This is a genomic window from Azorhizophilus paspali (genome assembly GCF_043587585.2).
In the GTDB taxonomy this organism is placed as follows: Bacteria; Pseudomonadota; Gammaproteobacteria; order Pseudomonadales; family Pseudomonadaceae; genus Azotobacter; species Azotobacter paspali.
The window spans coordinates 1,120,292-1,146,991 of record NZ_CP171449.1 but is presented as its reverse complement, the minus strand read 5'-3'; the positions used below and the strand labels follow the sequence as shown (position 1 = coordinate 1,146,991).

The following is a 26,700-nucleotide window of genomic DNA, read 5'->3' as shown; positions in this document are numbered from 1 at the left end:
CCGGACCAGTAGGGCTGTGCGTCAGAGAGGCTCACCCTACCCTGCCGCCTCCCGGCCGTCGACCCGCCGCCGGCCATTCAACCGCCGCGATCCAGCAGATCGACCACCAGCCGGTCCAGCCAGCCCCACAGCCGCTGACGCAGCCGGCGATACCAGGGACGGGCCAGCCACTGTCGCCGGTCGACCTCATGGCTGACCTGGAAGTCGGCAAGGAAGCATTCGACGGCCTCGGCGATGAAGCGCGGATCGCGCGTTTCAAGATTGGCCTCCAGATTCAGGCGCAGGTTCCAGTGATCGAAATTGCAGGAGCCGACGCTGGCCCAGTCGTCGACCAGCACCATCTTCATGTGCAGGAAGCGCGGCTGGTATTCGAAGATGCGTACGCCGGCCTGCAGCAGGCGGCGATAATAGCGCTGGCCGGCATAGCGCACCGGCGGATGGTCGGTATTGCGTCCGGCCAGCAGCAGGCGCACCTCCACGCCACGCCGGGCCGCCTTGAGCAGGGCGCGGCGTACCTTCCAGGTCGGCAGGAAATAGGGAGTGGCCAGCCAGATACGTCGGTTCGCGCGGTGCAGACTGCGGATCAGCGATTGCAGGACATCGCGGTGCTGATGCGCCTCGGCATAGGCGAGCCGGCCCGAACCCTCGCGACGTAAAGGACTCGGCGGGATACGCGGGGGCTTCGGCGGCCGTTGCGAGCGCCGGTGGCCCCACTCGTGGCAGAGCATCCACTGGTGATCGAACAGCGTCCGCCAGTCGGCCAGCAGCGGCCCGGCGATTTCCACCATAACCTCGTGCCACAGGCCGCTAGTATCCTGCGGGTCCCAGAACTCGTCGGTGGCGCCCGTACCACCGACATAGCCCAGGCGATCGTCCACCAGCAGCATCTTGCGATGATCGCGATGCAGATTGTGCAAGCCGAAATGCCAGCGCAAAGGATTGAACAACACCAGGGCGACGCCCGCCCCGCTCAGGCGGGCGCGCAGGGCGGCGCCGAAACCGAGCGTCCCGAAGCCATCGAACAGGCAGCGCACCTGCACGCCGCGCTGGGCCGCGGCGACCAGTGTATCGACCAGCAGGCCGGCGCAGCGGCCATCCTCGACCAGATACAGTTCGAGATCGACTCGCCATCTGGCCCCGGCAATAGCCTCCAGCATGCGCGGAAAGAAGGCATCGCCATCGACCAGCAGGCTGAAGCGATTGCCGCCCCGCCAGGGAAAGACTGCACCGCTCTGCATCACCGTTCCTGACCCGAAGGAGAAGCAGAAACGACCGCCGTCCCCGTCGGGGAAAAACGCCCCTTGGCCGGCGGCAATCGTATGGACGCCAGATGGATAAAGGGTTGAGTCATGCGACCTCTCGCTTGAAGATCGGCGCAGGACGATAACCGCTCCGGGCCGTAACCGAAAGCTTGCCGACGCGCTCCGAAGCCTGGGCTCAGGGCGCGGACGACGTCTCCCCCAGCAACCGGCAGCCCTCGCGCGGACCGAGCCAGGCGGCGCTGTGGGTCCGTCCCAGACCGCGGGCGGTCACTGTCCGACTGGCCGGCTCATCGTGCAGCAGGTCGATCGGAATGTATTGCCGGATATAGACTTGGCAATAATCCGCCGGGTTGCCGCTCACGTAGCGGCAGGAACAGTATTCCTTGGCGCTATAGGCACCGATGATGTCGGGGAAGGCGGCCAGATGCGCACGGTTCGGCCAGACCACGGCAACCACCAGCAGCACGGCCGAGCCCAGCAGTAGGGCATGACGACGACGCATCAGGGAGCCTCCCCGGCAACGAAGGCCGCACGGGCCAGTCGCAGGAAGTCGTTGTGCTGGTAGCTTGCATCGCGGTCGTCGGCGAAGCGAACGATCACCAGCTTCTCCTTCGGCAACACGTAAAGCGCCTGGCCCCAGTGGCCCAGGGCGGCGAAGGCGTCCTCCGGCACGTCGGGCCAGGGCGACGGCGCCCCCTCCAACGGCAGGTTCAGCCACCAGTGTCCTCCCGGAACCAGGCTCTTTGCACGGGGCCGGTAGCCGGGTACCGGCGAGCGGTTGAAGGCGACCCAGTCCTCCGGCAACAGGCGATGCTCGCCCCAGCGGCCATCGCGCAGCATCAGCAGGCCGACCCGGGCCAGGTCGCGGGCGTTCAGGTAGGCATAGGAGGCGCTGACGAAGGTGCCGGTCGCGTCCCGCTCCCAAACCGCCGAGCCGATACCGAGCGGCTCGAACAGCGCCGCCCAGGGGTAGTCCGCATACTGCTCGGCCGGGAGCATACCTTTCAGCGCCGCCGCGAGCAGGAGGCTGTCGCCGCTGGAATAGCTGAAGTGCGTACCGGGTGCGGCACCCGCCTGGTGCTGGGCGACGAAACGGCCCATATCGGCATGGCCGCGGGTGTAGAGCATAGCGATGACCGAGGAGGTCAGCGGCGAGTACTCGTAGTCCTCTTCCCAGGCCAGGCCGGAGGTCCAGTTGAGCAAGTGGCGCATATGCAGGGCAGGATGGGCGGCGAGCGGCGAATAGTAGCGCGCCGCCGGATCGTCGAGCCCGAAGCGTCCCTCTCCGTAGGCGACGCCAAGCAGGCAGGCCAGCAGGCTCTTGCTCACCGACCAGACCAAATGCGGCGTGTCCGCAGTGGTCGGCGCGGCATAGCGCTCATAGACCAGCACGCCGTCGCGGATCGCCACCACGGCGTCGCTGCGCACGCCGCTGCGCTCGTCGTCGTCTCGCGGCGGGAAGGCATAGGCCTCGAAGGCCGCGAGCGCCGGCCCTGGGGCGACGGGCCGGCGGGTCCAGTCGGCGCCCGGCCAGTCCTCGGCGACGGCCCGGCCGACGACGAGCACGGCAGCCGTCAGACCGGCCAGCAGGAGGCGGACGGAAAAAGCAATGGCGGACATGTATCGACCTCGCGACGGGCAGAGCGCGAAGCCTAGCATGGGCCGGATGACGAAATGGACATGCTCCGGACGTGAAGGAACGGCCTATTTCAGGCACATCTAAAAACTACCTGCGTGGTCATCGCTGCGTTAAAAACAGGCTCAAAATGCTCATTTACAGCGCGCGTAAACTCCGCTTTTTCGCCTGTTTTTGCCTTGCGCTGATTGCCTCGCCTACGTTTTTAGAGGTGCCCTTTCGGCGCTTGGTAATTGCCCGGTTCCGAAAGATCGATGCCGTACTCCAGATGCTCGATCCAGCCGGGGAAGTCCTCGATCATCTCCTTGCCGATCCATGCTGCGGCACTCTCATGTCCCTCCGCACGCCGCGCACCTCGAGCAAAGCACTTTGGCCCTGATGTGCAGCAGCCACGTGCCCTGGGAGGAGATGCTGTCCGGGGCTTGGTGCAAAGCAAAGATATAGGTCAGCGCCTGCAGCGAGATGCCCTTCGACAGCTCCAGCGATAGCGGCGTGCAGGCCAGGTCGTCGCCCGGGCCGAGCAGCAGGGACCGGCCGTGACGGTGATCGGGAAGCGGGCTCCGTACGTCCGCCTCTCCCTAAGCGGATCGTCGAAAAGCAGGCATCGATGGGTGCCTTTGTCGAACGACGCATGGGATTCGCATCGCATGGATATCTCGCCGGATACGAAGACCCACCGGAATACTCCGCCACTCGCACCCTTTCGGTGACACATATCGAGCGCTTTTCTGCCGCCATTTTCGCCATGGCCTGTCACGCAAGGATCACTCAAACGTCACGGACGTGACACCGCCCCCGCCTAGTTTGAGCGTACCCGACCAAGTCGATCCGACCCCACAACGTCAGCAGCCGGACAGGAGCGCGCCGCCTCGCGCGACTCCTGCCGAAGCGCTTCAGGCAGCTCACGGAGCCCCCCTATGACCCACAGTGCCATTACCTCCGAACGCAAGACCCCAGAACGCCACCTACGCGCCGAGCGCCTGCTCGGCACGCACGCGCTGCGCGAGGCCCAAGCCTTGCGCTTTCGTGTGTTCAGCACGGAATTCGGCGCCAGGCTCAAAGGTGCCGAACTGGGACTGGACATGGACGACTACGACCCGCATTGCAGCCACATCGGCGTGCGCGACCTCGCCAGCGGCGAGTTGGTCGCCACCACCCGGCTGCTCGACCACCAGGCCGCCGCCGGCCTCGGCCGCTTCTACAGCGAAGAGGAATTCAGCCTGCACGGCCTAGCCCGCCTGCAGGGGCCGTTGCTGGAGATCGGCCGCACCTGCGTCGCTCCCGGCTATCGCAACGGCGCCACCATCGCCGTACTCTGGAGCGAACTGGCCGAGGTACTCAACGAGGGCGGCTACCGCTATCTCATGGGCTGCGCCAGCATCCCCATGAAGGACGGCGGCATCCAGGCTCAGGCAGTCATGCAGCGCCTACGCGAGCGCTACCTGTGCACCGAGCAGTTGCGCGCCGAGCCCAAGACCCCGCTGCCGCGCCTGAAACTGCTCGGCAACGTCAGCGCCGAGCTGCCGCCGTTGCTCAAGGCCTACATGCGCCTGGGCGCCAAGGTCTGCGGCGAACCTTGCTGGGACCCGGACTTCCAGGTGGCCGACGTGTTCATCCTGCTCAAACGCGACGAGCTGTGCCCGCGCTATGCCCGCCATTTCAAGGCAGCCGTCTGACTCTTCCCGACGGCTGGAGCGCATCTTTTCCGCGCCCTATCCGTCGAAGCCCTGCCCTTGCGAGAACCCATGAAGAAACTCCACTTCCACATACGCCTTTGCCGCCTGCTGGTGGTGCTCGCCTTCGGCCTGGTCATGGCCGGTGGGGTCAGCCTGCTGGAGCGCTTCAGGCGCGACGATCTGACGGCCCTGCGCCAGCGACTGACCCGCCGCTTTCTCGTCCAGTTGGCTGCCGCCTTGCCCTTTCGCCTAAGCCTGCACGGCAAGCTGCCGGATCGGCCCATGCTGTGGGTCAGCAACCATGTTTCCTGGACCGATATCCCCCTGCTCGGCGGGCTCGTCCCGTTGTCCTTCCTGTCCAAGGCCGAGGTGCGCAGTTGGCCGCTGGCCGGCTGGCTGGCACACAAGGCCGGTACACTGTTCATCCGCCGCGGCGCAGGCGACAGCGGCTTGGTTCGCAACCAGTTGCTGCGCTACCTGCACAACGGCCACGATCTGCTGATCTTCCCCGAGGGCACCACCACCGATGGGCGCAGCCTGCGCGGCTTCCACAGCCGTCTGCTGGCCAGCGCGGTGGAGTCGCAGGTACCGGTACAACCGGTGGCGATCCGCTATTTGCGCGACGGGGCGACCGATCCGGTCGCCCCCTTCATCGGCGACGACGACCTGCTCTCGCATCTGCTGCGTCTGCTGCGCAGCGAACGTAGCGAAGTGGAAATCCATCTGCTGCCGCCGCTGGAAAGCCAGGGCCTCAGCCGCACCGAACTGGGCCGCCAGGCGCATACGGCGATCGCCCGATGCCTGTTCGGCGACAAAAGCGCCCTGCCGGTCGCCGCCTGAAAGCTCAGGATTCGCGCCCACGCGTGCGGGCGAAATCCTGCAGTAGCGGATAGAAGGCCTGGAAATCCTCGCTCAGCGGCTCGTAGAGCCGCTCCAACTCGTCTAGGGCGCCATCCAGTCCCTCGGGACGCGACAGACGCCGCTGCATCCCCGCCACCACCCGCCCCAGCACAGCGAAGTCGCGGTAGCTGCCCAGCCAGTCCTGCTGCGCCATGCGCGGCGCCAGCTCGGCCAGCCGGCCCGGCAACCGCGCCTCGCCGGCGAGCAGCGCATAGACCCGCGCGCTGAAGGTCAGCAACGGCTCCTGTGCATAATCCGCCCAGGAGCGGGCCAGGCAGTGGTCGAAGAACAGATCGAGGAGGATGCCGGTATAACGGCGCCGTGCCCTGGGAAAGCGCGACCGGGTCCGCAGCACCAGAGGATGGCTGTCGGTGAAGGCATCGATGCGCCGGTGCAGACGGATAGCGGCCTCGATATCCGCCGGCCAGCGCCCCTGCAGGGGTCCTTTGACGAAATCGCCGTAAAGGCTGCCGAGCAGGTCGGCCGGTCGCGGGCCGCCCAGATGGAGATGGGCGAGATAATTCATGACGACACTTTAGTCCCGATCGCCGAGCGCGACCAAGCCAGCCGAACGCCAGCATTGATATATCGCGATATACAGATATAAGCTTCGCCCCAACACGATTTATCCCGACAGGCCCGTTCCATGCCCGACGACTTCGACGAGATCTACAAGGCCCTTGCCCATCCCGTGCGCCGGCAGATCCTGCACTGGCTGAAGGAGCCCGAGCGCAACTTCCCCGATCAGCAGCACTCCCTGGAACTCGGCGTTTGCGCCGGGCAGATCGACCAGCGCGCCGGGCTGTCCCAGTCCACCGTTTCGGCCCACCTGGCGACACTGCAGCGCGCCGGGCTGGTCAGCGTGCGCAAGGTCGGCCAGTGGAGCTTCTTCAAGCGCAACGAAGCGGCCATCCAGGCCTTTCTCGAGCAGTTACACGACGCGCTGTAAGGCGCGGACATTCGTTTCCGCCGGCAGTACAGCCCCCGGCTGACGGCCTTGTCCCACCGATCGACCCTATAGAGAGACCTTTCAATGAGCACACTCTTCGACCCCATCAAGATCGGCGATCTCCAACTGCCCAACCGTATCGTCATGGCTCCGCTGACCCGCTGCCGCGCTGAGCCCGGCCGCGTGCCCGGCGCGCCGATGGCCGAATACTACGTGCAGCGCGCCAGCGCCGGCCTGATCATCAGCGAAGCCACTTCGGTCTGCCCGACGGGCGTCGGCTACCCCAACACGCCCGGCATCTGGTCGGATGAGCAGGTCGCCGGCTGGAAGAACGTCACCCAGGCGGTGCACTCCGCCGGCGGGCGCATCGTCCTGCAGCTCTGGCACGTGGGCCGGATCTCCGATCCGCTCTACCTGAACGGAGAACTGCCGGTGGCGCCGAGCGCCATCCAGCCCAAGGGTCATGTCAGCCTAGTCCGCCCGCAGAAGGCCTTCGAGACCCCGCGCGCCCTGGAAACCGACGAGATTCCCGGCCTCGTCGAGGCCTATCGCAAGGGTGCCGAGAACGCCAGAAAGGCCGGCTTCGACGGCGTGGAAATCCATGCGGCCAACGGCTACCTGCTCGACCAGTTCCTCCAGGACAGCACCAACCGGCGTACCGACCGATACGGCGGCAGCCTGGAAAACCGCGCCCGCCTGCTGCTCGAGGTGACCGACGCGGCGATCTCGGTATGGGGAGCCGGCCGGGTCGGCGTGCATCTGGCGCCGCGCGCCGACCTGCACGACATGGGCGACTCCAACCGTGCCGAGACTTTCGGCCATGTAGCCCGCGAGTTGGGCAAGCGCGGCATCGCCTTCGTCTGCACCCGCGAGAAGGAAGACGCCGACAGCCTGACCCCACAGCTCAAGCAAGCCTTCGGCGGCGCGGTAATCGCCAATGAACGTTTCACCAAGGAGCAGGCCGACCGCTGGCTGGCCGAGGGCAAAGCCGACGCCGTGGCCTTCGGCGTCCCCTTCATCGCTAACCCCGATCTGCCGGCGCGCCTGGCGGCCGATGCACCGCTCAACGAGGCGCATCCGGAAACCTTCTACAGTTCTGGCCCGCAGGGCTACCTAGATTATCCGACTCTGTAGTCCGCCACCGGCGCCCCGGCCTAGCCGGGGCGCTTCGTCTCAGCGTCCGTTCAACTGCTGCTGCAGGCTGCGCATCTGGCTCTGCAGGGCGGTGAAGCTGCGCGTGGTCTGTGCGCGGAAGGCGTCGAACTCGGTAGTGTCGGCGACACCGCCATGCGGGTGCGGACGGTTTTCCAGCTCGCTGCGCAGCACCAGCAGTTCCTGTTCCAGACGGCCGATGGCCTGGGCCGGATCGTTACGCTTCTTCAACGCCGCCACCTCCCCGTCCAGGCTACTCAAGCGTGTGGCCAGCCGCTGCTCCTGCCCGGCCTGCTTGTCCTTCAGCGCCGCCACTTCCCCGGCGAGGCCGCCCAATCGTTCGGCCAGCCGCTGCTCCTGCTCGGCCTGCAGCCCCTTCAGTGCCGCCTGCTCGCCGGCGAGAGCCTGCATTCGCTCGTCGAGCCGGGTCACCAGTTCCACAGTCACCCCCTGCTGCTTCTGCAGTTCGCCAGCCAGTTGCCCGAGGCGCGAATCCTGCTCCTCCTGGCGGGCCTGCAGCGCCTGCTCGCGCCTTTCCCGCTCGGCCAGGCGCTCCTCCAACTGGCGGATCTGCACTCTGAGGGTTTCGCTGCCGGTGATCGCGCTGGACTCGGCGGCCACCACTTTGCCGCTGATGTTCTGGATACGCAGCGCCGCATCCTCGCTGATCCGCGCGAAGCTCTCCTGGGTCGCCACCAATTGCTGCTCCATCAGCGCGAGACGCTGCTGGCTCCACCAGCCGAGCCCGGCCAGGGAGAGACTCAAGGCGCCGATCAGCGCCCACAGGAAGCCATTGCCGGCACGCCGTGCCGGCCGGCTCTCCTCGACCACCGCATGGCGTATGGCCGGATCGCGAATCTCCGTTCGCAGGCTGGGAATATGCTCCACTTCATCGAAGGAATCGTTACGCATGGGGGATCTTCGCAAAGGCGCTGGCGACGGGATCTGCAGTATAGCGATTCGGACTTGCGCGGGGGCTTGCCATCCCCCGCGAAACGAGGCTCTAGCATGGGCTTTTCCATATGCGTACTGCGTGGATATGTCGCAATCCCGGTGCTATGATCCCTGACCTACGGCGCCTCGCGCCCCGCTCCAAGCAGCACCCGAACCGGCCACGCCCATGTCGCGTGTCCTACGACCTGATGAAAATGGAGAGTTGAATCATGGCTTTTGAACTGCCGCCGCTGCCGTACGAGAAAAACGCCCTCGAGCCGCATATTTCTACCGAGACCCTGGAATACCACTACGGCAAGCACCACAACACCTATGTGGTGAACCTGAACAACCTGATCCCTGGTACCGAGTTCGAAGGCAAGAGCCTGGAAGACATCGTCAAGACCTCTTCCGGCGGCATCTTCAACAACGCAGCCCAGGTATGGAACCACACCTTCTACTGGAACGGCCTGAAGCCGCAGGGCGGCGGTCAGCCGACCGGCCCCCTGGCCGACGCCATCAACTCAGCCTTCGGTTCCTTCGACAAGTTTAAGGAAGAGTTCACCAAGGTCGCCATCGGCACCTTCGGTTCCGGCTGGGCCTGGCTGGTGAAGAAGGCCGACGGTTCCCTGGCCCTGGCCAGCACCATCGGCGCCGGCAACCCGCTGACTTCCGGCGACACGCCGCTGCTGACCTGCGATGTCTGGGAGCACGCCTACTACATCGACTACCGCAACCTGCGTCCGAAGTACGTCGAGGCATTCTGGAACCTGGTGAACTGGGATTTCGTGGCCGCCAACTACGCCGCCTGAGCCCATTCGGGCTGCCAAGGAAAACCCGACTCCGGTCGGGTTTTCTCGTTTTTGGCGGCGAAAAACCATCCTGCACTGCAAAAAAAGCGTTTTTTGACGTCTTCTCCAGGCGTGCCAATACTTGCTCGAGGCGGTACTCCACCAGGACACCCATGTGAAGCCGGCTCCACGCAACAGCCTGTCCCTAAAACTGCTCCGTGTCGTACTGCTCTGCGCCCTTCTGCTCGGACTGCTGTTCAGTTGCGCCCAGATCGCCTTTGAGCTGCAGAAGACCCGCCAGCAGATCGATCTCGAGGCGCAACAGATCCTCGCCATGTTCCGTGCCCCCTCGTCCCAGGCGCTCGACAACCTGGATCGGGACAAGGGCCTGCAGGTCGTCGAAGGCCTGTTGCAGTACGAGGCGGTCACCTCGGCCGGCATAATCTCAACCTCCGGAGCCGCCCTAGCCGAAGGCTTTCGCGAGCCACAGACCTTCCCTTCCCGCGTCCTGACAGATGCATTGCTCGGCCGCGAGCGGCGCTTCGGCATTCCCCTGTCCGGCCAGCCACCGGACGGCGAGCTGTACCTCACGCTGGATACCGCCGCCCACGGTCATGACTTCCTGGTTCGCGCACAGCTCATCTTCTTCTCCGGCCTGTTGCATGCCGTCATCCTGGCGATGCTGCTCTATCTGATCTATCAGCGGCTGCTGAGCAATCCCCTGGACAGGATCATCGCCAATCTGGCGCGGATCGATCCGGAATATCCTGGTGCCCGGCAATTGCCGATGCTGAAAGGCAACGAAAAGGACGAGTTGGGCCTGTGGATTCGTACCGCTAACCAGTTGCTCGCCTCCATCGAGCGCAACACGCGCCTGCGCCACGAAGCAGAGCACAGCCTGCAGCGCATGGCTTATTACGACGTCCTTACCGGCCTGCCCAATCGCCAGCATTTATTGCGCCTGCTCGGCCAGATCCTGCTGGATGCGCGGCGTCACAAGCGACGGGTCGCCGTGCTCTGCGTCGGCCTGGACGATTTCAAGTCGATCAACGAGCAGTTCTGCTACCACTTCGGGGACGAACTGCTGCTCGCCCTGGCCGACCGCCTGCGCAGTCACGGCACCGCTCCCGAGGCCCTGGCGCGCCTGGGCGGCGACCGTTTCGTGCTGGTCCGCGCCGATATCGACGAGCCCTACATGGCCGCCGAGCTGGCCCAGGGCATTCTCGACGATCTGGTCGTCCCCTTCCGCCAGGAACAGCAGGACGTCCACCTGCATGCCAGCATCGGCATCACTCTCTACCCCGAGGATGGCCGCTCTCCCGAGAAGCTGTTGCAGAAGGCCGAGCAGACCATGGCCCTGGCCAAGCGCTCGCACAGCCGCTACCAGTTCTACATCGCCAGCGTCGACCGGGAAATGCGCCATCGGCGCGAACTGGAGAAGGATCTGCACGAAGCCCTGGCGCGCGGCGAGCTGCAACTGCTCTACCAGCCGCAACTGAACTACCGGAACCAGCGGGTGGAAGGCGTCGAGGCCCTGCTGCGCTGGCGCCATCCGCGCCACGGCCTGGTGCCGCCGGACCAGTTCGTGCTGCTGGCCGAGCACAGCGGCAGCATCATCCCCATCGGCGAATGGGTACTCGAACAGGCCTGCCGGCAACTGCGCGAGTGGCACGACCAGGGCTTCTGCGAACTGCACATGGCAGTCAACCTGTCGGCCGTGCAACTGCACCACGACGGCCTGCCGCGTCTGATCGACCGGCTGCTGCGCACCTACCGGCTGCCGGCCGGCAGCCTGGAACTGGAAGTCACCGAAACCAGCCTAATGGAAGACATCCAGGTCGCCGCTCGGCATCTGCGCAGTTTGCGCCGCTGTGGCGCACGGATCGCCATTGACGACTTCGGCACCGGCTACTCCTCGCTGAGCTACCTGAAGAGCCTGCCGCTGGACAAGATCAAGATCGACAAGAGCTTCGTCCTGGACCTGCTCAACGACGACGATCAGGACTCTGGCACCATCGTCCGCACCATCATTCAGTTGGCCCGCAGCCTGGGTAAGCAGGTGACCGCCGAAGGCGTGGAAACCGCCGCGCAGGAAGCCTACCTGGTAAGCCAGGACTGCCACGAGGGACAAGGCTACCTGTACAGCAAGCCTCTGCCGCCCATGGAGCTGGCCGCCTTCATCCGCCGGCTGCAGCTTCGCCAGGCCCCTGTCAGTTGACTCCCGCCAGCCACGGCGCAGGCAACGGCCATCGTCCACTTTTCAAAAATGCAAATCCTTCGCATCATAACTGCAACCGCGCATCGCGCCCGCCGCAAGGACTTTCAGCATGTCCCGCATTTCCCTGGCCTCAGCCACCCTGCTCGCCATCGCCATCTCGCTCGCCGGTTGCGACGACAACAAGGAACGAACCACCGCCCACACCGCTACCCCGGCAGCCAACGCTCCCGCCACCACGCCGCTGGCCGACGAAGCGGCCGCCAAGGCGGTGGTGAATCACTATGCCGACTTGGCGCTGGCGGTGTTCGGCGACTCCCTGAGCACGGCCAAGGCTCTGCAGCAGGCGATCGACGCTCTGCTCGCCAAGCCGGCTGCCGATACCCTGCAGGCCGCCCGCGAGGCCTGGATCGCGGCCCGCGTCCCCTACATGCAGAGCGAGGTGTTCCGCTTCGGCAACCCGGTGGTCGACGAATGGGAAGGCCAGCTCAACGCCTGGCCGCTGGACGAGGGGCTGATCGACTATGTCGCCGCCGACTACCAGCATGCCCTCGGCAATCCCGGCGCCACCGCCAACATCATCGCCAACACCGAGATCCAGGTGGGCGAAGAGAAAATCGACGTCACCGAGATCACCGGCGAAGCCCTGGCCAGTCTCAACGAACTGGCCGGCTCGGAAGCCAACGTGGCCACCGGTTACCACGCCATCGAGTTCCTGCTTTGGGGTCAGGACCTGAACGGCACCGCGCCCGGCGCCGGCCAACGCCCGGCCAGCGACTTCCAAGCCGGAGAGGCCTGTACCGGCGGCCATTGCGAACGCCGCCGCGCCTACCTCAAGGCGGTCACCGACCTGCTGGTCAGCGACCTGCAATACATGGTTGAACAGTGGCAACCCCAGGTGGCCGACAACTACCGCGCCAGCCTGGAAAAGGATGCGGCCGCTAACGGCCTGCGCAAGATGCTTTTCGGCATGGGCAGCCTGTCCCTCGGCGAACTGGCCGGCGAGCGCATGAAGGTACCGCTGGAAGCCAACTCCACCGAGGACGAACAGGACTGCTTCAGCGACAATACCCACAACGCGCACTTCTACAACGGCAAAGGTATCCGCAATGTCTATCTGGGCGAATACCGCAAGCTCGACGGCAGCCTGCTGAGCGGCCCGAGCCTGTCGTCGCTGGTCGCCAAGGTCGACGCCCAGGCCGATGCCACCCTGAAGGCCGATTTCGAGGCTAGCGAGGCCCGGCTGCAGGCACTGGTCGACAGCGCCGCCAAGAATCAGCACTTTGACCAGTTGATCGCCGCCGATAACACCGCCGGGCAGCAATTGGTGCGCGACGCCATCGCCGCGCTGGTCAAGCAGACCTCCTCGATCGAGCAGGCCGCGGCTCGACTGGGCATCAGCGACCTGAATCCGGACAGTGCCGACCACAGCTTCTGATCGCCGCCGCACCGGGTGCGGAATCCCCCCTCCGCGCCCTTGCCTGGAACCCCGCCGATGCCGTCACCGTTTCACCGCCTCACCCTGCTGCTGGTACTCGGCCTCGGTGCCTGCGACGGCCAGGCACCGGACTTCGGCCGGGCCGAACCCAACGAAGCCCTGTCGGCCGGCAGCGCCACCGTCCGGCGCGGCGACCGGGACGCCTTCGCCCAGCCCGCGGCCAACCTGACGGCCTCGCAGCGCATGGACTTCGCCGTCGGCAACAGCTTCTTCCGCAAGCCCTGGGTGATCGCCCCGTCCAGTACCACTGCCCGCGACGGTCTCGGCCCGCTGTTCAACACCAATGCCTGCCTGAACTGCCACATCCGCGACGGCCGCGGCCACCCACCGGAGGCGCGGGCGGGCAACGCCGTGTCCCTGCTGGTACGCCTGTCGATCCCGGAAACGCCGGAAACCGCCTCCATCGCCGCACGCCTCGGCGTGGTTCCCGAACCGCTCTACGGCACCCAACTGCAGGATATGGCGGTGCCCGGCGTGATCCCGGAGGCCAGGGTGCGCCTGAGTTACGACACCCACAGTCTGCGTTTCGCCGACGGCTTCGCAGTGGAGCTGCGCCAGCCACGACTGCAGCTAGACCGGTTGGGTTACGGTCCGCTGCATCCCGACACACGCTTTTCTCTGCGCATCGCCCCGCCGATGATCGGCCTCGGCCTGCTGGAGGCGATTCCCGACACCGCCCTTCTCGCCAATGCCGACCCCGACGACGCCGATGGCGACGGCATCTCCGGCCGACCCAACCGGGTTCGCGACCACGCCACCCTGAACACCGCCCTCGGCCGTTTCGGCTGGAAGGCCGGACAACCGAATCTCGGCCAGCAGAACGCCGAGGCTTTCCTCAACGATCTGGGACTTTCCAGCCGCCTGCGTCCCCGCAACAACTGCACCTCGGCACAGAGCGCCTGCCTAGCCGCTGCCGATGGCGGGACACCGGAGGTCGACGACCACCTGCTTGCCCGCGTGCTGTTCTACACCCGCCACCTCGGCGTACCGGCCCGGCGCGCCGTGGACGACCCGCAGGTGCTGGCCGGCAAGGCGCTGTTCCATGGCGCCGGCTGCGCGCGGTGCCACACCCCGACCTTCGTCACCGCCGCAAACGCCGCCGAAGCGACGCTGGCTAGCCAGAAGATCCACCCCTACAGCGACCTTCTGTTGCATGACATGGGCGACGGTCTGGCCGACAATCGTGCGGAATTCCAGGCCAGCGGTCGCGAATGGCGGACTCCGCCGCTATGGGGGCTCGGTCTGACGCAACGGGTGAGCGGCCACACCCAGTTCCTCCACGACGGCCGGGCACGCAATCCGCTGGAAGCGATTCTCTGGCACGCTGGCGAAGCGCAAGCGGCGCGGGATCGGGTCCTGGCCTTCGACGCAGGCCAGCGTGCGGCACTCTTGGCCTTTCTGAACTCCCTCTGAAAAAGGAACCGAAGCATGTTCCGCAGCACTCCTCTTTTCCTCGCCCTGACCGGCCTTCTGCTCGGGGCCTGCACGCCCAAGGAGCCCGCCCAGCAGACCAGCATCGCCCTAAGCGACGGCGTACTGCTGCCGGCCTACAGCGGCTGGGCCGAAGCCGACCGCCAACTGGCGGCCAGCGCGCTCTCCTTCTGCGCCGGCAACGAGGACCTGCAGCAGGCACGGCAGATCTTCCTGACCGCCCAGAACAGTTGGGCAGCCCTGCAACCCCTGCTGTTCGGGCCGCTGGCCGAGGGCAACCTGGCCTGGCAGGTACAGTTCTGGCCGGACAAGAAAAACCTGGTCGCCCGCCAGGTCGAAAACCTGCTGCAGCAGAAACCGCAACTGACCCAAGCCGACCTGGAACAGGCCAGCGTAGTGGTCAAGGGCCTCAGCGCCTACGAATACCTGCTGTTCGACAGCGGCCTGGACCTCACCGACGCCACTCAGCGCCAGCGCTACTGCCCGCTGCTGACCGCCATCGGTAAGCACCAGCAGACCCTCTCCGCGGAAATCCTCCAGCAGTGGCAGGGCGACGCCGGCATGGCCGTGCACCTGAAACGCTTTCCCAACAGCCGCTACGCCGACGCCAAAGAAGCCATCGGCGAAATCCTGCGCGCCGAGGTCACTGCCCTCGATGTCCTGAAGAAAAAGCTCGGCACGCCGCTCGGCCGGCAGAGCAAGGGCGTGCCGCAACCATTGCAGGCCGAGTCCTGGCGCAGCCAGTCCACGCTTTCGAACCTCGCCGCCAGCCTGGCGACGGCCGAACGCCTGTGGCTCGGCGTCAAGCAGGACGGTATCCGCAACCTGCTCGACGAAGACCAGGCGGAACTCGCCCAGCGTCTCGACCAGGCCTTCGGCGATAGCCGCGGGCGGCTCGCCGCCCTGCAGCGTCCGTTCGACGAATTGCTCGCCGACAAGGCCGGACGCGCCCAGTTGAACGCCCTCTACGACAGCTTCGACCGCCTGCATCGTTTGCACGAGCGCGAGCTCGCCAAGGCGCTCGACATCCAGCTTGGCTTCAATGCCCACGACGGCGACTGAGGACGGCGATGAAACGACGCAACCTGCTGGCCGGCGGCGGCGTTCTGCTCGTCGCTGCTACCCTGGGCGGCTGGAGACTGATGTCCGGCGACCGCCAGTCGCTGCTGCTCTCCGCCCGCGACGACGCCGAAGGCTATCACCATGCGGTTGGCTACCGGCTCGACGGTAGCCGGGTCTTCGCCACCCCGGTGAACGAGCGCTGCCACGACGTGGTACCGCACCCGCGCCTGCCGCTGGCGCTGTTCGTCGGCCGGCGGCCGAGCCGCGAGAGCTACCTCGTCGACACCCGCGACGGCCGCCTGTTGCAGACATTGGCAAGCCCCGCCGACCGGCACTTCTACGGACACGGCGTGTTCCACGCCGGTGGCGAGTGGTTCTACAGCACCGAGAACGATACCCGCGACCCCGGCCGCGGCGTTATCGGCGTCTATCGCCTGCGCAAGGAACGCCTGCAGCGCGTGGCCGAGCATGCCAGCCATGGCATAGGTCCGCACCAGCTACTGTGGATGCCCGACGGCGAAACGCTGGTGGTGGCCAACGGCGGCATTCGCACCGAGGCCGACAGCCGCGAGAAGATGAACCTCAAGGCCATGGAGCCGAGCCTGGTGCTGCTGCGCCGCGACGGCGTCCTGCTCGGCAAGGAACGGTTGTCCGAGCCGATGAACAGCGTGCGCCATCTGGCCGTGGCCGGCGACGGTACCGTGGTTTCGGGCCAGCAATACGAAGGCGACCCGCAGGATGCCGTGCCGTTGCTGGCGATCAAGCGTCCTGGCCAACCCTTCCAGGCCTTTCCTGTCGGCGAGGCCCAGCGCTTGGCGATGAACCAGTACACCGCCAGCGTGGCGATCCACGACGGCCTACGCCTGGTGGCCGTGACCGCGCCACGGGGCAACCGGGTATTCATCTGGGATCTGGACAGCACCGAGCTGCGCCTCGATGCGCCGCTGGCCGACTGCGCCGGCGTCGCCGCGGTCGCCGAAGGTTTCGTTGTCAGTTCCGGACAAAGCCGCTGCCGGCTGTTCGACTGCCGCGCCTCCCGGATTGAAACCCGCCACTTGGAACTGCCCACTGGCCTCTGGGACAACCATCTGCGCATGGCCTGAACCCACCGGCCGGCACATTGGCCGTCCGATGCCGACGACCTCGCCTTGATCGGTCGCCTGCGGGCTCTTAAGCTGACAGAGCCCAGGCCGGGCAATCACCACCTTCAAGGATTGAAGCAAGTCGTATCCAGCTCTTCCCGAAGGTCGGCCGGATGCTCCAGCTTCTTGGAAAGGAATCCAAGCGATGTGCTATCCGCTGCGGCCTCTGTTCGCCCTGTGCACTTACCTGCCTGTCTGTAGCGTCCTCGCGGCCATAGTTTCCGATGCGGGCCGCCTGGTCCAGGACATAGAGTCCACGCCACTGTCTATCCTCACGCCCCAGCGCCTCGACCTGACCCTGCCGGAAAGCGGCAACGAGCAGGTGACCGCCGGCGGCCCGAAACTGTCGGTCAAGGGATTTCGCCTCAGTGGCAACCAGGCCATTTTGAGCAGCGAACTCCTGCCCCTGCTCGATGACTTGAAAGGCCGCGATCTCGGTCTTGCCGAGTTGCAACAGGCCGCCTGGCGTCTCTCCAACCACTATCGCCAGCGCGGTTATCCGCTCGCCCACGCCTACCTGCCCCCCCAGGAGATCGACCGGGGCATCTTCGAGATCGCCCTGCTCGAAGGCCGTTACCGCCAGATCCGCCTGCAGAACGGCTCGCGCGTCGGCGATCTTGTCCTCACGCGACCGCTCTCTCCCTTGGAAAGCAGAGCCGCGGTCGAGGGCAAGGCGCTCGAGCGCAGCCTGCTGCTTTGCAGGCCCCCCCCCCGGCGTCGAGGTCAGGTCCACCCTGCGTCCCGGCGCCAGCGTCGGCACCACCGACCTGATCGTCGAGACCCACCCGGCCCCGTTGCTGAGCGACTCCCTCGATGCGGACAACCATGGCAATCGCTTCATGGGCCAGAATCGCCTGGGCCTCACTCTCAACCTGAATAGTCCGCTGGGTCTAGGCGACCTGCTGACGGTTTCGCCCTGACCTACACCACGGCGACCTGAACATCGACAGCGGCTGGATGCGGCCACCGCCCGCACCCAGGGCAGCTTCAACAAGTGGAACCCGGCTATCCTGCGCCTGCAACGCCTGACCGAAGGCCTCAGCTTCTATATCCACCTGCAAGCCCAGCTCAGCGATGGCAACCTCGACTCCGCGGAAAAATTCTGGCTCGGCGGCCCCTATGGCGTGCACGCCTATCCGCAGGGCGAAGCCACCGGCGACCATGGCTGGCTGGCCAACATCGAGCTGCGGTACGCCCTGACCCCGGCCTGGCAGTTCTCCACCTTCACGCGCACAACGGCATCGATATCCATGCCGATATCGACGCCACCGGCAACGGCGCGGGCTTGACGCTGAATCCCAGCGGCAACGCCGGCTACCGCCTGTTCAACGACGCCAGCATCACCCTTTCAGGCAGCGGCGCCCGCTTCTCCGCGAACGGCGACCTCTACACCCTGATCCAGGATCTCGCTGCTCTGCAAGACATCGCCAGCGACGATCCGAGCGGCCGCTACGCATTGGGCAACGACATCGCCGCCAGCGATACCGGTACCTAGAACGGAGGCGCCGGCTTCGAGCCGATCGGCAACGGCGCCCCCCTTCACCGGCATCTTCGACGGACTAGGGCCTATTAAAACTAACCTAGGGCATCCGCGATGAGAGCCAAGTGGATGAAGGCGACAAACATCGGGTCGAGCTTGTCGAACCGACTGAACACTCCGCGAAAGCCCTTCAATCGACGCAACAAGCGTTCGACCTGATTGCGCTTCTTGTAGACCTGCCGATCCTATTCCCATGGCTGCAGCCGTTGGGGATTGGGCGGCACGACAAGATCGAAGCCCAACTCCAGGGCCAAGTGCCGCGTGTCGTCTCCCTGATAGGCACAGTCCATGATCAGGTGGCAATGCCCTTCGGGTCGCGCCAGCGTGCGCATCGGTGCCCGACCGGCAGGGCCATCCCCGGCTTGTGCCCAGGGGTCAGGGAGAAGGCGAGAACGCGGCGATCATCCGCGGCAGCCAAATGAACGTTGGTGGTCCAGCCCCCTCGGGAGCGCCCGATGGATTGGGCAGCGTTTTTTCATGCGCCCGTACCATCGGGATGTACCTTGACGAGGGTGCTGTCCAGGTTGACCGACTCCAAGCCAACACCATTCAGCTCGGTTACGGCATCGGCTACCTCCCTAGCACCTTGACCATCGACAGGGCTCGACTGATCCTGAGCGCCAGTCCGGACAGCAAGACTTATGATGGCACCGTCGCTTCCAGCGGCACGGTCGGAGTCGCCGGCCTCGCCACCAGCGATACGCTCACGGCGACTCAGCGATACGATTCGGCCGAAGCTGGCGAACGCACCCTGCAGGTCGACGAGGTGGCCATCGACATAGCAACGGCGGAAACAATTACGAAGTGACCCACCGAACCGCCAACGGCTCCATCCTTGCCGCTATGGACAATGGCGACAGCGGCATGGGAAGCGATGGAAACGACGACGGTGGAGATGGCGGTAACGGCAACGGCGGCAATGGCAACCGGCTCGACAAGAGCAACCTTGTCCGGCTATCGCCCGCCTATCTGGCTGCCTTGGCAACCAAGGAGCCCTGCAGAACGGCGGACCAGCAGTTGGATATTCGACAACGCTATCGCTGCCCCGCAACGACCATCACACAAGATCGAGCGGCAAGCGAATCTGCCGTTCCCAACGCGATAGAAGACGAAGGCCTGCGTCTGCCGAAAGGACTCTGATCGATGCAACGCGGCCGGCACTTTTGCCGCCGACCGCAGTACAGCCAAAGCCGAAGCATTGTCCCATGCTGAACGACACGGCCCATAGCAATAGCGATATGGAAAAAAGAGATCAGGCAAATGGCCAGAGCCAGCCTTCATGGAGCAAGAGAAAACTCACTTAGACTTTCGGATAAAAAGCCTTGAGTTCGCTAGCCATACAAGCCAGTATGAAAACCGAATAGCAATGCAGGTTCCCGTGGCACTGCATCATCGCGCGGTCAGCTGGCCTCCTGCTGATAGCCAGCTGCCGGTAACGCGGAAAAAGTACGCGCGGCGTACGGTTGGATCAGTTGGATCCTTTCAGGCCCTGCGACAAGCCGAAGAGAAGCAGCATCAGATTCTGATCCGGTCGGATCTGTGCGGAAGCCCCCCTGGCATTGGGGGGGGAGTGGGCAATGATCGAGATCGCTACTGGCGCTGATCACGCCAGGCGCGGGTTCGTGCCAAGCTCCCACGGCCAGGGAAGCAACGGCCAAGGAACCGACAAAAAACAGGCTTCGAGCGACTGCTAGTTTCATTCTTGCCATCCCCTGCTTGTGTTTGCTCACATACTATGCTCAACAAGTTAGATCACCTGTAGCCCTGTTGCCTTGATCCATGGCAACAAAACGCCGGGTGGTAGGGGAATATGCACTGCCTGTGCCGCCCCGTCGCAGTCTTGGGCTTTTCCAGGTGGACTCCTGTCCGACGATCATGGAGCGCTTGTAGGCGGAAAAGGAACGAAACCAAGGAAAACGCTCGGAAACTCCGCGTCACGGCTTACCGGACAACAGTAGAGTGGCCGGAGAAAACAGCACATCGGCGGTCTGCTTCGTCACACTGGCCTAGCCGCCTCCAAACACCGTTAAAATGCGTCATGGCAGTGCATCCTGCCACTTGACGGTGCAAAAAAGCTCAGAGCATCGCCAAGCCCAGACCATTTTCCGGAGTACTCATGAGCGCTTAGCTTGATGGACGGCGGACCTTCAACTTCAATAGGTTTTCCGGTCGCCAGCCAGTCTCCAATGCCACTGGGTCAGGGCCGCCAGGTCGAGCGCATGCCGTTCGAACAACGAAGCCTGAAGGATGTGCTTTGAAAAGATGGCTATCGTTTCACTTTCTTTGCCATGCCGCCGGCTTGCTTTCCGGGCTGCTCTTAGCCCCCCTTGGCAGCGCCGAACCCCTGCAGTTTGCACTGATCGCCAAACGGGTCGACCATCGCTTCTTCATCCAGGCAGGCGAAGGTTGCGCCGAGGCCGCCCGGACTCAAGGCGACACTTGCCTGCTGCTGGGCTCCCAAGGCCCCATACACTTCCGCCAGCAGAATCAGGCCCTGGAACAGGCCCTCGCAAGGCATCTGGACGGTATTGCCCTGTCGGTGACCCATTCGAAATGGCTGGCCACCCACGCCTTGCAACGGTTGGGCAAAACGCCGCTGATCACCTTCGACTCGGATCTGGAACCCGTGGAGCAACACCTGCGCAAGGGCCACGTCGGGCTCGACAACCTGGCCTTCGGCCATCAATTGGCCATGCTGCTCCAGCGCTTCAGACCACAGGGCGGCAAGTTGTGCATCCTGACCGACAGCCCCCAGCAGGCCAATCATCAAAAGCGTATCCAGGGCATTCGCCAACAGTTGCGCGGCACCCAGGTCAGCGATGGCGGAAGCGGTCGCCTGAACGGAGAAAACGGCTGGAGCGAACCGAACCGTTGCCCGCTCTACCGCGCCGAGAACCTGGAAAATGTCGTACTTCAATTGGCCGCTCTGCTGCATGCCAGCCAGATCGATGCCATCATCAGCACTGGCAGTTGGCCAATCCACGAGCCACGGACCTATCGTCAAAGACTTGGCCCACTGCTCGCCGAACTCGTAGCGAGAGGAAGCGCTCCGACCATCGTCATCGCGACGAACGAGCCAGATGCAGACCAGCGAGCACTGCTCGACGACGGTCTAGCTCAGGCCTATCTTGGCATGGAGGGCCGCGAGACCGGCCGGCAGAGTTACTGGATGCTGAAGCGTCTGGCGCGGGGCGAGCCCATCGCCAGGGAGGTGCTCATCGATCACTATGCCATCCACTTGCCCAGAGCATCGCCGCAGGCCCCCGCGCGCCCCTGAGTCGGCGCTTTCAGCGCATGACGACCTCCCCGCCCATGTGGCCTTGCGGTGGCCCCCGCCCCGCGAAGTCCACAAAGGCGTTGAAGCCGCCGCCGACAACGTCTCGCCGGACTATGTGTCGGGCGAGGGATTGAGCATAAGGAATTTTTATCGATTCGATAATGCGCCATTAGATCAAATATTCGTCACGCCGGCGTAGCCTTGACCGGTCCGATCCAATACGAGGTTCGCGTCATGCCCTCCTCGCGGCGTTTTTCCATTGGCCGGCCGCCGAGCGGTCCGGGCGGCGCCGTCGAGTTCCACGCCGGCTCCACGGGCCAAGCCCGACGAGGGTCCGTTCGGAAATATCCCGAAGCGCTACAACCACACGCCGCTTCCTCCGGCCGGAGCCAGCCAGCGATCGAGTGGACACATCTGCCGGCCAGCACTGGGGACGAAAGAAGACATGCAAGACGAATCTCTGCCCACGGACTACCGGGCCTGGGTCTGGCGCGGCAGCGCCGCTCCCCTGGATCTGAAACTGGAACGGCTGGCAAGGCCACCGCTCGAAGCCGGACAGGCATTGGTGCGCAACGCGACGATCGGGCTGAATCCGGTCGACTGGAAGGTACTCGGCGGCGCGCTGGTGAACTGGCGACCCGGCCATGTACCAGGTGTCGACGGCGCCGGTGTGGTGGTGGCCGTTGGGGCTGGCGTGGCGCAGCAGTGGCTGGGGCAGCGCGTGGCCTACCACACCAGCCTGCAGCGTCCTGGCAGCTTCGCCGAGTATACGCCGGTGGCCGCACGGGCACTGATGCGCCTGCCCGACGCGCTGGACTTCGAAGTCGCCGCCAGCTTCCCATGCCCGGCGCTGACCGCATGGCTGACAATCGAGAAGCTGCCCGTGCAGCCGGGCCAGCCGATCCTGATCGGCGGCGCGGGCGGCGCCGTGGGCCACTATCTCGTGCAACTGGCCAGCGCACGCGGGTTCGCCGTCACCACGATGAGCCACCCGCGGCACTGGGAACGGCTGCGAACCCTGGGCGCACAGGATTGCATTGCCGGGCCGCTAGCGACGGGACAGCGCTGGGCGCCGGATAACGGACGCTTCTTCGCGGTCATCGACAGTGTCAATGAAGATCATGCCGAACGCTTGGCACCGGCGCTGCTGGCCAACGGGCACCTGGTCTGTATCCAGGGGCGCGTGCCGCACTGGCCCTGCGAGCCCTTCGGGCGCGCCCTGTCGCTGCATGAGGTAGCCCTCGGCGCTCTACACGTCTTTGGTGACGACGCCGCCTGGGCATGCCTGACCGCCGCAGGCGAACGGATGCTGGGCGAACTGGCCGAGCGACGCCTGCAGCCGGAGACGCGTCTGGCGCGCGACTTCGGCGAGTTGGCGCAATTGCTGGAAGAGTTGCGCCACCGGCGGTTTTCCGGCAAGCCGCTGGTGCGTGTGCGATAACCATGACCGACCGAGGAAATACCCATGGATGCGAAAGTCACCGAGGTTCTGGAGCTTTATCACGCGCGAATTCGCGAGGAACGCAGTGCGCCTTGGCAGGAACCGCCCGGCGGGCGGGACGGCGGCCAGGACCTGCACATGTACGCGATCGGGCCGGAGACCGGGCAGTTGCTCAACATCCTGGCCAGGAGCCTCGGCACACCGACCATCCTCGAACTCGGCACCTCGTTCGGCTACTCCGGCATCTGGCTGGCGGAAGCCGCGCGTGCCAGCGGCGGGCGGCTCGTGACCATGGAGCTGCATGCCTACAAGTCGGCCCATGCGCGTGAAATGGCGGAGCGCGCGGGGCTGGCGGACTGGATCGACTTCAGGGTCGGCGACGCCGTGCGAATGATCGAGGAACTCCCGGACAAGTTGGACTTCGTCTTCGTGGATCTGTGGAAGGAACTTTATGTGCCGTGCCTGGAGGCCTTTTACCCGAAACTCAACCCCGGCGCGATCCTGGTCGCGGACAACATGCTGCGGCCGGTCAGCGAGGGTGCGCACGCCTACGGTCGCGCCATCCGCGCCAAGCCAGGGATCGACAGCGTGCTGCTGCCGGTCGGTAACGGCATCGAGGTCAGCCGCTACGCCCCGGCGAACCGGGCCTGAAGTAAGGAGGAAAACATGGCCCGTCTCACCGCCAGGGATTTCCATCCCGAACTGCTCGAACTTTACGACTTCTACGTCCACGGCTGGATCAGCCGGCGCGCCTTCCTCGAAGGCGCCGCCAGATCGTCTGGGGACGGCGCTTCCGGGAAGGCGGGGAACTTGTCGCCCGCCGACAGGGCAAGCCCCGGAGCTTGCGGCTCGATCCCCATGCGCACTACCTGCTCGGCCTGCGCGAGCAGATCCCCGACCTGACGCTGGCCGAACTCGCCGCGCCCCTCGAACGAGAGCGTGGCGTCCGTGTCAGCCTGGCGACGGTGTGGAGGTTTCTCGACCGGCACGCCATGACGTTCAAAAAAAGACGGCGCCTGCAGCCGAGCAGCAACGGCCGGACGTCCAGGCAGCCCGACAGGGATGGATCGAGGAGCAGTCCGGTTTCGATTGGCGCAAGCGGATCGTCGGCGACGAAACCGCCGCTTCGACGAACCTGGCCCGCTTGCGGGGCTGGGCCCCTCGCGGCGAGCGCTGCCGGGGCGCGATCCCCCACGGCCACTGGAAAACCACGACCTTTACCGCCGGCCTGCGGCTGGATGGCCTGCGCGCGCCGCTGGTGCTCGATGGCGCCATGAACGGCCCGGTCTTTTTGGCCTATGTCGGGCAGGTTCTGGTACCCGAGCTGACGCCCGGCGATATCGTGGTGATGGATAACCCGCCGGCCCACAAGGTGGCGGGGGTAGGCCAGGCCATCGAAGGCGCAGGAGCCACACTGCGCTACCTACCACCCTATAGCCCCCGACCTGAACCCGATCGAAAGGGCATTCTCCAAGCTCAAGGCACTGCTGAGAAAGGTGGCGGTGCGGACCGTGCCGGAGCTGTGGCAGAGCATTGGCGAGGCGATTGCGCAGTTCTCTGCACAGGACTGCAGGCACTCCTTCGAGGCCGCCGGATATGAATCGGGATAAGGTAAAAATGCTCTAACCGCCGGGCACCACCGAGCACTTCGCCGCCAACGGGATCATCGTCGCCGGTCCGGTCGCCACCACGCACCAGGCCAGGCGGCAATGAAAACGCCACCGCCCGACTTCCAACCCTTCGCGGCATGTGACGGCAGGCTCGCCAGCGGGCAGTATGCACACTGGCTACGCGCTACAAGGAGCGGGCAAAGCCTGGGCGCAGTGAGCGCCTGGCGGGACGGACGCTTCGTGGCGGTGTCCATCCGGGGCTTCCTGTCCGCCACCGAGCGTGCGGCACGAACCGGAGCCGCTCCATCCCTTTCATTCGGGAACGGGCGGCACGGCCCACCCAAACTTTCAAGGAGCACAGCATGACGAAAATTACCGTCTGCGAGCGCAGCCAGGGCAAGAGCGGCATGGTCAGCGTGATGCGACCGTTCACCGAGCAGGTTTTCGCATGAACCGGAACGTTTCTGCCGTACCGACGCCACCGGCCTGGCTGACCCCGCTACTGGCAGCGGCCTGCGGGCTGGTGGTGGCCAATCTCTACTACGCCCAGCCGCTGGCCGGGCCGATCAGCCAAAGCCTGGGGCTGTCGCCGCAACTGGCCGGACTGATCGTCACCATGACCCAGGTCGGCTACGGTCTCGGTCTGCTGCTGATCGTGCCGCTGGGCGACCTGCTGGAAAACCGCCGGCTGGTGACGGCGCAGATCGTCGCGGTGACCGCCGCGCTGCTGCTGGCGGCGTTCTCGACGCATGCGCTGCCGTTCCTGGCCGCGGCCTGGCTGATCGGCATCGGCTCCGTGGCAGTGCAGGTGATGGTGCCCTTCGCCGCTCACTTCGCACCGGAGCATATGCGCGGACAGGTGGTCGGCAACGTGATGAGCGGCTTGATGTTCGGCATCATGCTGGCGCGGCCGGTCGCCAGTTTCGTCGCCGACCTGCTCTCCTGGCACGCGGTGTTCGCGCTGTCGGCAGCGGTCATGGTGCTGCTGGCGACCGTGCTCTGGCGCACCCTGCCGGAACGCCGTCCCGAGCAGCGCATCGGCTATCTGGCACTGCTCGCCTCGCTGGGCCGACTCTGGCGGAACACGCCGGCATTGCGCCGCCGCGCGCTCTACCAAGCCTGCCTGTTCGCCGCCTTCAGCCTGTTTTGGACAGTGACGCCATTGCTGCTCGCCAGCCCCGCCTTCGGCTTGTCGCAATCGGGCATCGCCCTGTTCGCGCTGGTCGGCGTGGCCGGGGCGCTGTGCGCACCAGTGGCCGGGCGTCTGGCCGACCGTGGCCTGACTCGCGCCGGCAGTGCCACGGCGATGGTGCTGGTGGCGGCAGCCTTCGCCCTGACGCATCTGGCGCCGGCCGGCTCGCACACCGCCCTGACGCTGCTGGTGCTAGCCGGCGTGGTGCTGGACGCCGGCGTGACCGCCAACCTGGTCCTGGGCCAGCGCTTGATCTACATGCTCGGCGCCGAACAGCGCAGCCGCCTCAACGGCCTGTACATGGCGACCTTTTTCGCCGGCGGTGCGATCGGCTCGACGCTCGGCGCCTGGGCCTACGCACACGGCGGCTGGACGCTCGCTTCGTCGATCGGCCTCGCCCTGCCGCTGGCGGCCCTGCTGTACTTCTCGACCGAGGCGAGACAGGAGTGTGCCGCGACCTGAAGGCGCCCATAGAACCGGGCCAGCTTCGCCACCGCCCGCTCCCACGTATCGCGGCTTATCGTACATGCTCATGTGGACGACAGCCTTGGTGGCCCGTTCCCGCGTCAAGCTATTGTCCATCACCCGGCTCAGGTGGAAGTGCAGTTGCCCGGCCTGGCCGCAGGCGATTAACTCGGCCATTCGGACAGCGAAGCCATATCAATGACGAAGCGATAGCGCACGTCGGCCTTCTCCATGCGTTCGTAGGCGTCGTTGATCTGATCTGATCCATGCAGATCATTTCGCAGTCCGGCAAAATCTTCTTCCTCGCGCAGAAGTCGAGCAGCTCCTGGGTTTCGCGGATGCCGCCGATCGGTGAACCGGCGATCCGGCGGCGGCCCAGCAACAGCGGAACCGTATTAGAGCATTTCTAGAAAATACGAATTCGACATACAGGGGTTGCTCTTCCGGGTCATTTCGGTTCCCCTCTCCCGTTCAGACAAGGGGACCGGAATGGCTCGGGCATATAGTGCGTATATGGACTCCCCCTGG

Annotated in this window: 26 protein-coding genes and 3 pseudogenes; 22 read left to right on the top strand and 7 right to left on the bottom strand. The window is 65.4% G+C overall.

Annotation, left to right across the window (positions count from 1 at the left end; translation table 11 throughout):
• Window positions 1-77 precede the first annotated feature (77 nt).
• From ACGI6K_RS05710 to ACGI6K_RS05695, 4 genes are all read right to left on the bottom strand, one after another.
• Window positions 78-1,238, bottom strand: coding sequence for a phospholipase D-like domain-containing protein (locus ACGI6K_RS05710; RefSeq protein WP_376941880.1), 1,161 nt, complete (start codon window positions 1,236-1,238; stop codon window positions 78-80).
• Window positions 1,239-1,437: 199 nt separating this feature from the next.
• Entirely contained in the window at window positions 1,438-1,764 is a 327-nt protein-coding gene (locus tag ACGI6K_RS05705) for an amidase (protein WP_376941878.1), read from the bottom strand.
• Complete coding sequence (locus tag ACGI6K_RS05700; RefSeq protein ID WP_376941876.1) at window positions 1,764-2,882, bottom strand: serine hydrolase domain-containing protein; 1,119 nt, start codon at window positions 2,880-2,882, stop codon at window positions 1,764-1,766. Before ACGI6K_RS05700 ends, ACGI6K_RS05705 begins: the two co-directional genes overlap by 1 nt.
• Window positions 2,883-3,227: 345 nt before the next feature.
• Window positions 3,228-3,425 carry a hypothetical protein gene (locus ACGI6K_RS05695; protein WP_376942134.1) on the bottom strand — a complete coding sequence of 66 codons (198 nt, stop codon included), beginning with the start codon at window positions 3,423-3,425 and terminating at the stop codon, window positions 3,228-3,230.
• Between the two features lie 390 nt (window positions 3,426-3,815).
• On the opposite strand from ACGI6K_RS05695, the gene olsB reads away from it, so the two are divergent.
• Entirely contained in the window at window positions 3,816-4,574 is a 759-nt protein-coding gene (gene olsB / locus ACGI6K_RS05690; RefSeq protein WP_376941874.1) for an L-ornithine N(alpha)-acyltransferase, read from the top strand.
• Window positions 4,575-4,643: 69 nt separating this feature from the next.
• A complete protein-coding gene (locus ACGI6K_RS05685; protein ID WP_376941872.1) occupies window positions 4,644-5,414 on the top strand; it encodes a lysophospholipid acyltransferase family protein in 771 nt (256 codons plus the stop codon).
• A gap of 4 nt (window positions 5,415-5,418) precedes the next feature.
• On the opposite strand, the gene ACGI6K_RS05680 is transcribed toward ACGI6K_RS05685, so the two are convergent.
• Window positions 5,419-6,000, bottom strand: coding sequence for an ACP phosphodiesterase (locus ACGI6K_RS05680; protein ID WP_376941870.1), 582 nt, complete (start codon window positions 5,998-6,000; stop codon window positions 5,419-5,421).
• A gap of 120 nt (window positions 6,001-6,120) precedes the next feature.
• Between ACGI6K_RS05680 and ACGI6K_RS05675 the strand changes: the two genes are divergently transcribed.
• Together ACGI6K_RS05675 and ACGI6K_RS05670 are read left to right on the top strand one after the other, a co-directional pair.
• Entirely contained in the window at window positions 6,121-6,423 is a 303-nt protein-coding gene (locus ACGI6K_RS05675; protein WP_376941868.1) for an ArsR/SmtB family transcription factor, read from the top strand.
• An 84-nt stretch (window positions 6,424-6,507) separates the two neighbouring features.
• Complete coding sequence (locus ACGI6K_RS05670; protein WP_376941866.1) at window positions 6,508-7,557, top strand: alkene reductase; 1,050 nt, start codon at window positions 6,508-6,510, stop codon at window positions 7,555-7,557.
• A 39-nt stretch (window positions 7,558-7,596) separates the two neighbouring features.
• Here the strand turns inward: ACGI6K_RS05670 and ACGI6K_RS05665 are convergent, their stop codons facing one another.
• The gene (locus ACGI6K_RS05665) at window positions 7,597-8,487 is read right to left on the bottom strand and encodes an ATPase (protein WP_376941864.1); all 891 of its coding nucleotides are present in this window, start codon (window positions 8,485-8,487) and stop codon (window positions 7,597-7,599) included.
• 251 nt (window positions 8,488-8,738) lie between these two features.
• Between ACGI6K_RS05665 and ACGI6K_RS05660 the strand changes: the two genes are divergently transcribed.
• The 18 genes and pseudogenes from ACGI6K_RS05660 to ACGI6K_RS05575 all read left to right on the top strand — a co-directional run bounded on the left by ACGI6K_RS05660 (window position 8,739) and on the right by ACGI6K_RS05575 (window position 26,169).
• Window positions 8,739-9,320, top strand: a complete 582-nt coding sequence (locus ACGI6K_RS05660) for a superoxide dismutase (protein WP_376941862.1) — start codon at window positions 8,739-8,741, stop codon at window positions 9,318-9,320.
• A 154-nt stretch (window positions 9,321-9,474) separates the two neighbouring features.
• Window positions 9,475-11,517, top strand: coding sequence for a putative bifunctional diguanylate cyclase/phosphodiesterase (locus ACGI6K_RS05655; protein ID WP_376941860.1), 2,043 nt, complete (start codon window positions 9,475-9,477; stop codon window positions 11,515-11,517).
• Between the two features lie 109 nt (window positions 11,518-11,626).
• On the top strand, window positions 11,627-12,952 hold the full coding sequence (locus ACGI6K_RS05650; RefSeq protein WP_376941858.1) for an imelysin family protein: 1,326 nt from the start codon (window positions 11,627-11,629) through the stop codon (window positions 12,950-12,952).
• Between the two features lie 57 nt (window positions 12,953-13,009).
• The gene (locus ACGI6K_RS05645; RefSeq protein ID WP_376941856.1) at window positions 13,010-14,425 is read left to right on the top strand and encodes a di-heme oxidoredictase family protein; all 1,416 of its coding nucleotides are present in this window, start codon (window positions 13,010-13,012) and stop codon (window positions 14,423-14,425) included.
• A gap of 15 nt (window positions 14,426-14,440) precedes the next feature.
• A complete protein-coding gene (locus ACGI6K_RS05640; protein WP_376941854.1) occupies window positions 14,441-15,505 on the top strand; it encodes an imelysin family protein in 1,065 nt (354 codons plus the stop codon).
• Between the two features lie 8 nt (window positions 15,506-15,513).
• Window positions 15,514-16,608 (top strand): DUF1513 domain-containing protein, encoded by a 1,095-nt coding sequence (locus tag ACGI6K_RS05635; protein WP_376941852.1) that lies wholly within the window; start codon window positions 15,514-15,516, stop codon window positions 16,606-16,608.
• Window positions 16,609-16,792: 184 nt separating this feature from the next.
• Window positions 16,793-17,158 (top strand): annotated as a pseudogene (locus ACGI6K_RS05630) (POTRA domain-containing protein); the annotation flags it as partial.
• Window positions 17,088-17,567 carry a ShlB/FhaC/HecB family hemolysin secretion/activation protein gene (locus ACGI6K_RS05625; protein WP_376942132.1) on the top strand — a complete coding sequence of 160 codons (480 nt, stop codon included), beginning with the start codon at window positions 17,088-17,090 and terminating at the stop codon, window positions 17,565-17,567. The pseudogene ACGI6K_RS05630 and the gene ACGI6K_RS05625, both read left to right, overlap by 71 nt.
• A 33-nt stretch (window positions 17,568-17,600) precedes the next feature.
• Entirely contained in the window at window positions 17,601-17,936 is a 336-nt protein-coding gene (locus ACGI6K_RS05620) for a ShlB/FhaC/HecB family hemolysin secretion/activation protein (protein WP_376942131.1), read from the top strand.
• Window positions 17,933-18,142: a hypothetical protein gene (locus ACGI6K_RS05615; RefSeq protein ID WP_376941850.1), complete on the top strand. Its 210-nt coding sequence runs from the start codon at window positions 17,933-17,935 to the stop codon at window positions 18,140-18,142. Before ACGI6K_RS05620 ends, ACGI6K_RS05615 begins: the two co-directional genes overlap by 4 nt.
• A 541-nt stretch (window positions 18,143-18,683) precedes the next feature.
• The gene (locus ACGI6K_RS05610; RefSeq protein ID WP_376941848.1) at window positions 18,684-18,995 is read left to right on the top strand and encodes a YDG domain-containing protein; all 312 of its coding nucleotides are present in this window, start codon (window positions 18,684-18,686) and stop codon (window positions 18,993-18,995) included.
• Complete coding sequence (locus ACGI6K_RS05605) at window positions 18,992-19,327, top strand: hypothetical protein (RefSeq protein ID WP_376941846.1); 336 nt, start codon at window positions 18,992-18,994, stop codon at window positions 19,325-19,327. Before ACGI6K_RS05610 ends, ACGI6K_RS05605 begins: the two co-directional genes overlap by 4 nt.
• Window positions 19,328-20,441: 1,114 nt before the next feature.
• The gene (locus ACGI6K_RS05600; protein ID WP_376941844.1) at window positions 20,442-21,464 is read left to right on the top strand and encodes a substrate-binding domain-containing protein; all 1,023 of its coding nucleotides are present in this window, start codon (window positions 20,442-20,444) and stop codon (window positions 21,462-21,464) included.
• Window positions 21,465-21,909: 445 nt separating this feature from the next.
• On the top strand, window positions 21,910-22,905 hold the full coding sequence (locus ACGI6K_RS05595; protein ID WP_376941842.1) for a zinc-binding dehydrogenase: 996 nt from the start codon (window positions 21,910-21,912) through the stop codon (window positions 22,903-22,905).
• 24 nt (window positions 22,906-22,929) lie between these two features.
• Window positions 22,930-23,556 carry an O-methyltransferase gene (locus tag ACGI6K_RS05590; RefSeq protein ID WP_376941840.1) on the top strand — a complete coding sequence of 209 codons (627 nt, stop codon included), beginning with the start codon at window positions 22,930-22,932 and terminating at the stop codon, window positions 23,554-23,556.
• A 15-nt stretch (window positions 23,557-23,571) separates the two neighbouring features.
• Window positions 23,572-23,724 (top strand): annotated as a pseudogene (locus ACGI6K_RS05585) (YghX family hydrolase); the annotation flags it as partial.
• 148 nt (window positions 23,725-23,872) lie between these two features.
• The gene (locus ACGI6K_RS05580) at window positions 23,873-24,505 is read left to right on the top strand and encodes a transposase (protein ID WP_376941838.1); all 633 of its coding nucleotides are present in this window, start codon (window positions 23,873-23,875) and stop codon (window positions 24,503-24,505) included.
• A gap of 458 nt (window positions 24,506-24,963) precedes the next feature.
• A complete protein-coding gene (locus ACGI6K_RS05575; RefSeq protein ID WP_376941836.1) occupies window positions 24,964-26,169 on the top strand; it encodes an MFS transporter in 1,206 nt (401 codons plus the stop codon).
• Between the two features lie 167 nt (window positions 26,170-26,336).
• Here ACGI6K_RS05575 and ACGI6K_RS05570 read toward each other — a convergent pair.
• Window positions 26,337-26,566, bottom strand: a pseudogene (locus ACGI6K_RS05570) (NAD(P)-dependent alcohol dehydrogenase); the annotation flags it as partial.
• Window positions 26,567-26,700: the final 134 nt, after the last annotated feature.

Bases quoted from the DNA above. Each gene is read 5' to 3' on its own strand.
- ACGI6K_RS05710 (WP_376941880.1), bottom strand. From the start codon at position 1,238: ATGCAGAGCGGTGCAGTCTTTCCCTGGCGGGGCGGCAATCGCTTCAGC.
- ACGI6K_RS05705 (WP_376941878.1), bottom strand. From the start codon at position 1,764: ATGCGTCGTCGTCATGCCCTACTGCTGGGCTCGGCCGTGCTGCTGGTG.
- ACGI6K_RS05700 (WP_376941876.1), bottom strand. From the start codon at position 2,882: ATGTCCGCCATTGCTTTTTCCGTCCGCCTCCTGCTGGCCGGTCTGACG.
- olsB (WP_376941874.1), top strand. From the start codon at position 3,816: ATGACCCACAGTGCCATTACCTCCGAACGCAAGACCCCAGAACGCCAC.
- ACGI6K_RS05685 (WP_376941872.1), top strand. From the start codon at position 4,644: ATGAAGAAACTCCACTTCCACATACGCCTTTGCCGCCTGCTGGTGGTG.
- ACGI6K_RS05680 (WP_376941870.1), bottom strand. From the start codon at position 6,000: ATGAATTATCTCGCCCATCTCCATCTGGGCGGCCCGCGACCGGCCGAC.
- ACGI6K_RS05675 (WP_376941868.1), top strand. From the start codon at position 6,121: ATGCCCGACGACTTCGACGAGATCTACAAGGCCCTTGCCCATCCCGTG.
- ACGI6K_RS05670 (WP_376941866.1), top strand. From the start codon at position 6,508: ATGAGCACACTCTTCGACCCCATCAAGATCGGCGATCTCCAACTGCCC.
- ACGI6K_RS05665 (WP_376941864.1), bottom strand. From the start codon at position 8,487: ATGCGTAACGATTCCTTCGATGAAGTGGAGCATATTCCCAGCCTGCGA.
- ACGI6K_RS05660 (WP_376941862.1), top strand. From the start codon at position 8,739: ATGGCTTTTGAACTGCCGCCGCTGCCGTACGAGAAAAACGCCCTCGAG.
- ACGI6K_RS05650 (WP_376941858.1), top strand. From the start codon at position 11,627: ATGTCCCGCATTTCCCTGGCCTCAGCCACCCTGCTCGCCATCGCCATC.
- ACGI6K_RS05645 (WP_376941856.1), top strand. From the start codon at position 13,010: ATGCCGTCACCGTTTCACCGCCTCACCCTGCTGCTGGTACTCGGCCTC.
- ACGI6K_RS05640 (WP_376941854.1), top strand. From the start codon at position 14,441: ATGTTCCGCAGCACTCCTCTTTTCCTCGCCCTGACCGGCCTTCTGCTC.
- ACGI6K_RS05635 (WP_376941852.1), top strand. From the start codon at position 15,514: ATGAAACGACGCAACCTGCTGGCCGGCGGCGGCGTTCTGCTCGTCGCT.
- ACGI6K_RS05610 (WP_376941848.1), top strand. From the start codon at position 18,684: ATGTACCTTGACGAGGGTGCTGTCCAGGTTGACCGACTCCAAGCCAAC.
- ACGI6K_RS05595 (WP_376941842.1), top strand. From the start codon at position 21,910: ATGCAAGACGAATCTCTGCCCACGGACTACCGGGCCTGGGTCTGGCGC.
- ACGI6K_RS05590 (WP_376941840.1), top strand. From the start codon at position 22,930: ATGGATGCGAAAGTCACCGAGGTTCTGGAGCTTTATCACGCGCGAATT.
- ACGI6K_RS05575 (WP_376941836.1), top strand. From the start codon at position 24,964: ATGAACCGGAACGTTTCTGCCGTACCGACGCCACCGGCCTGGCTGACC.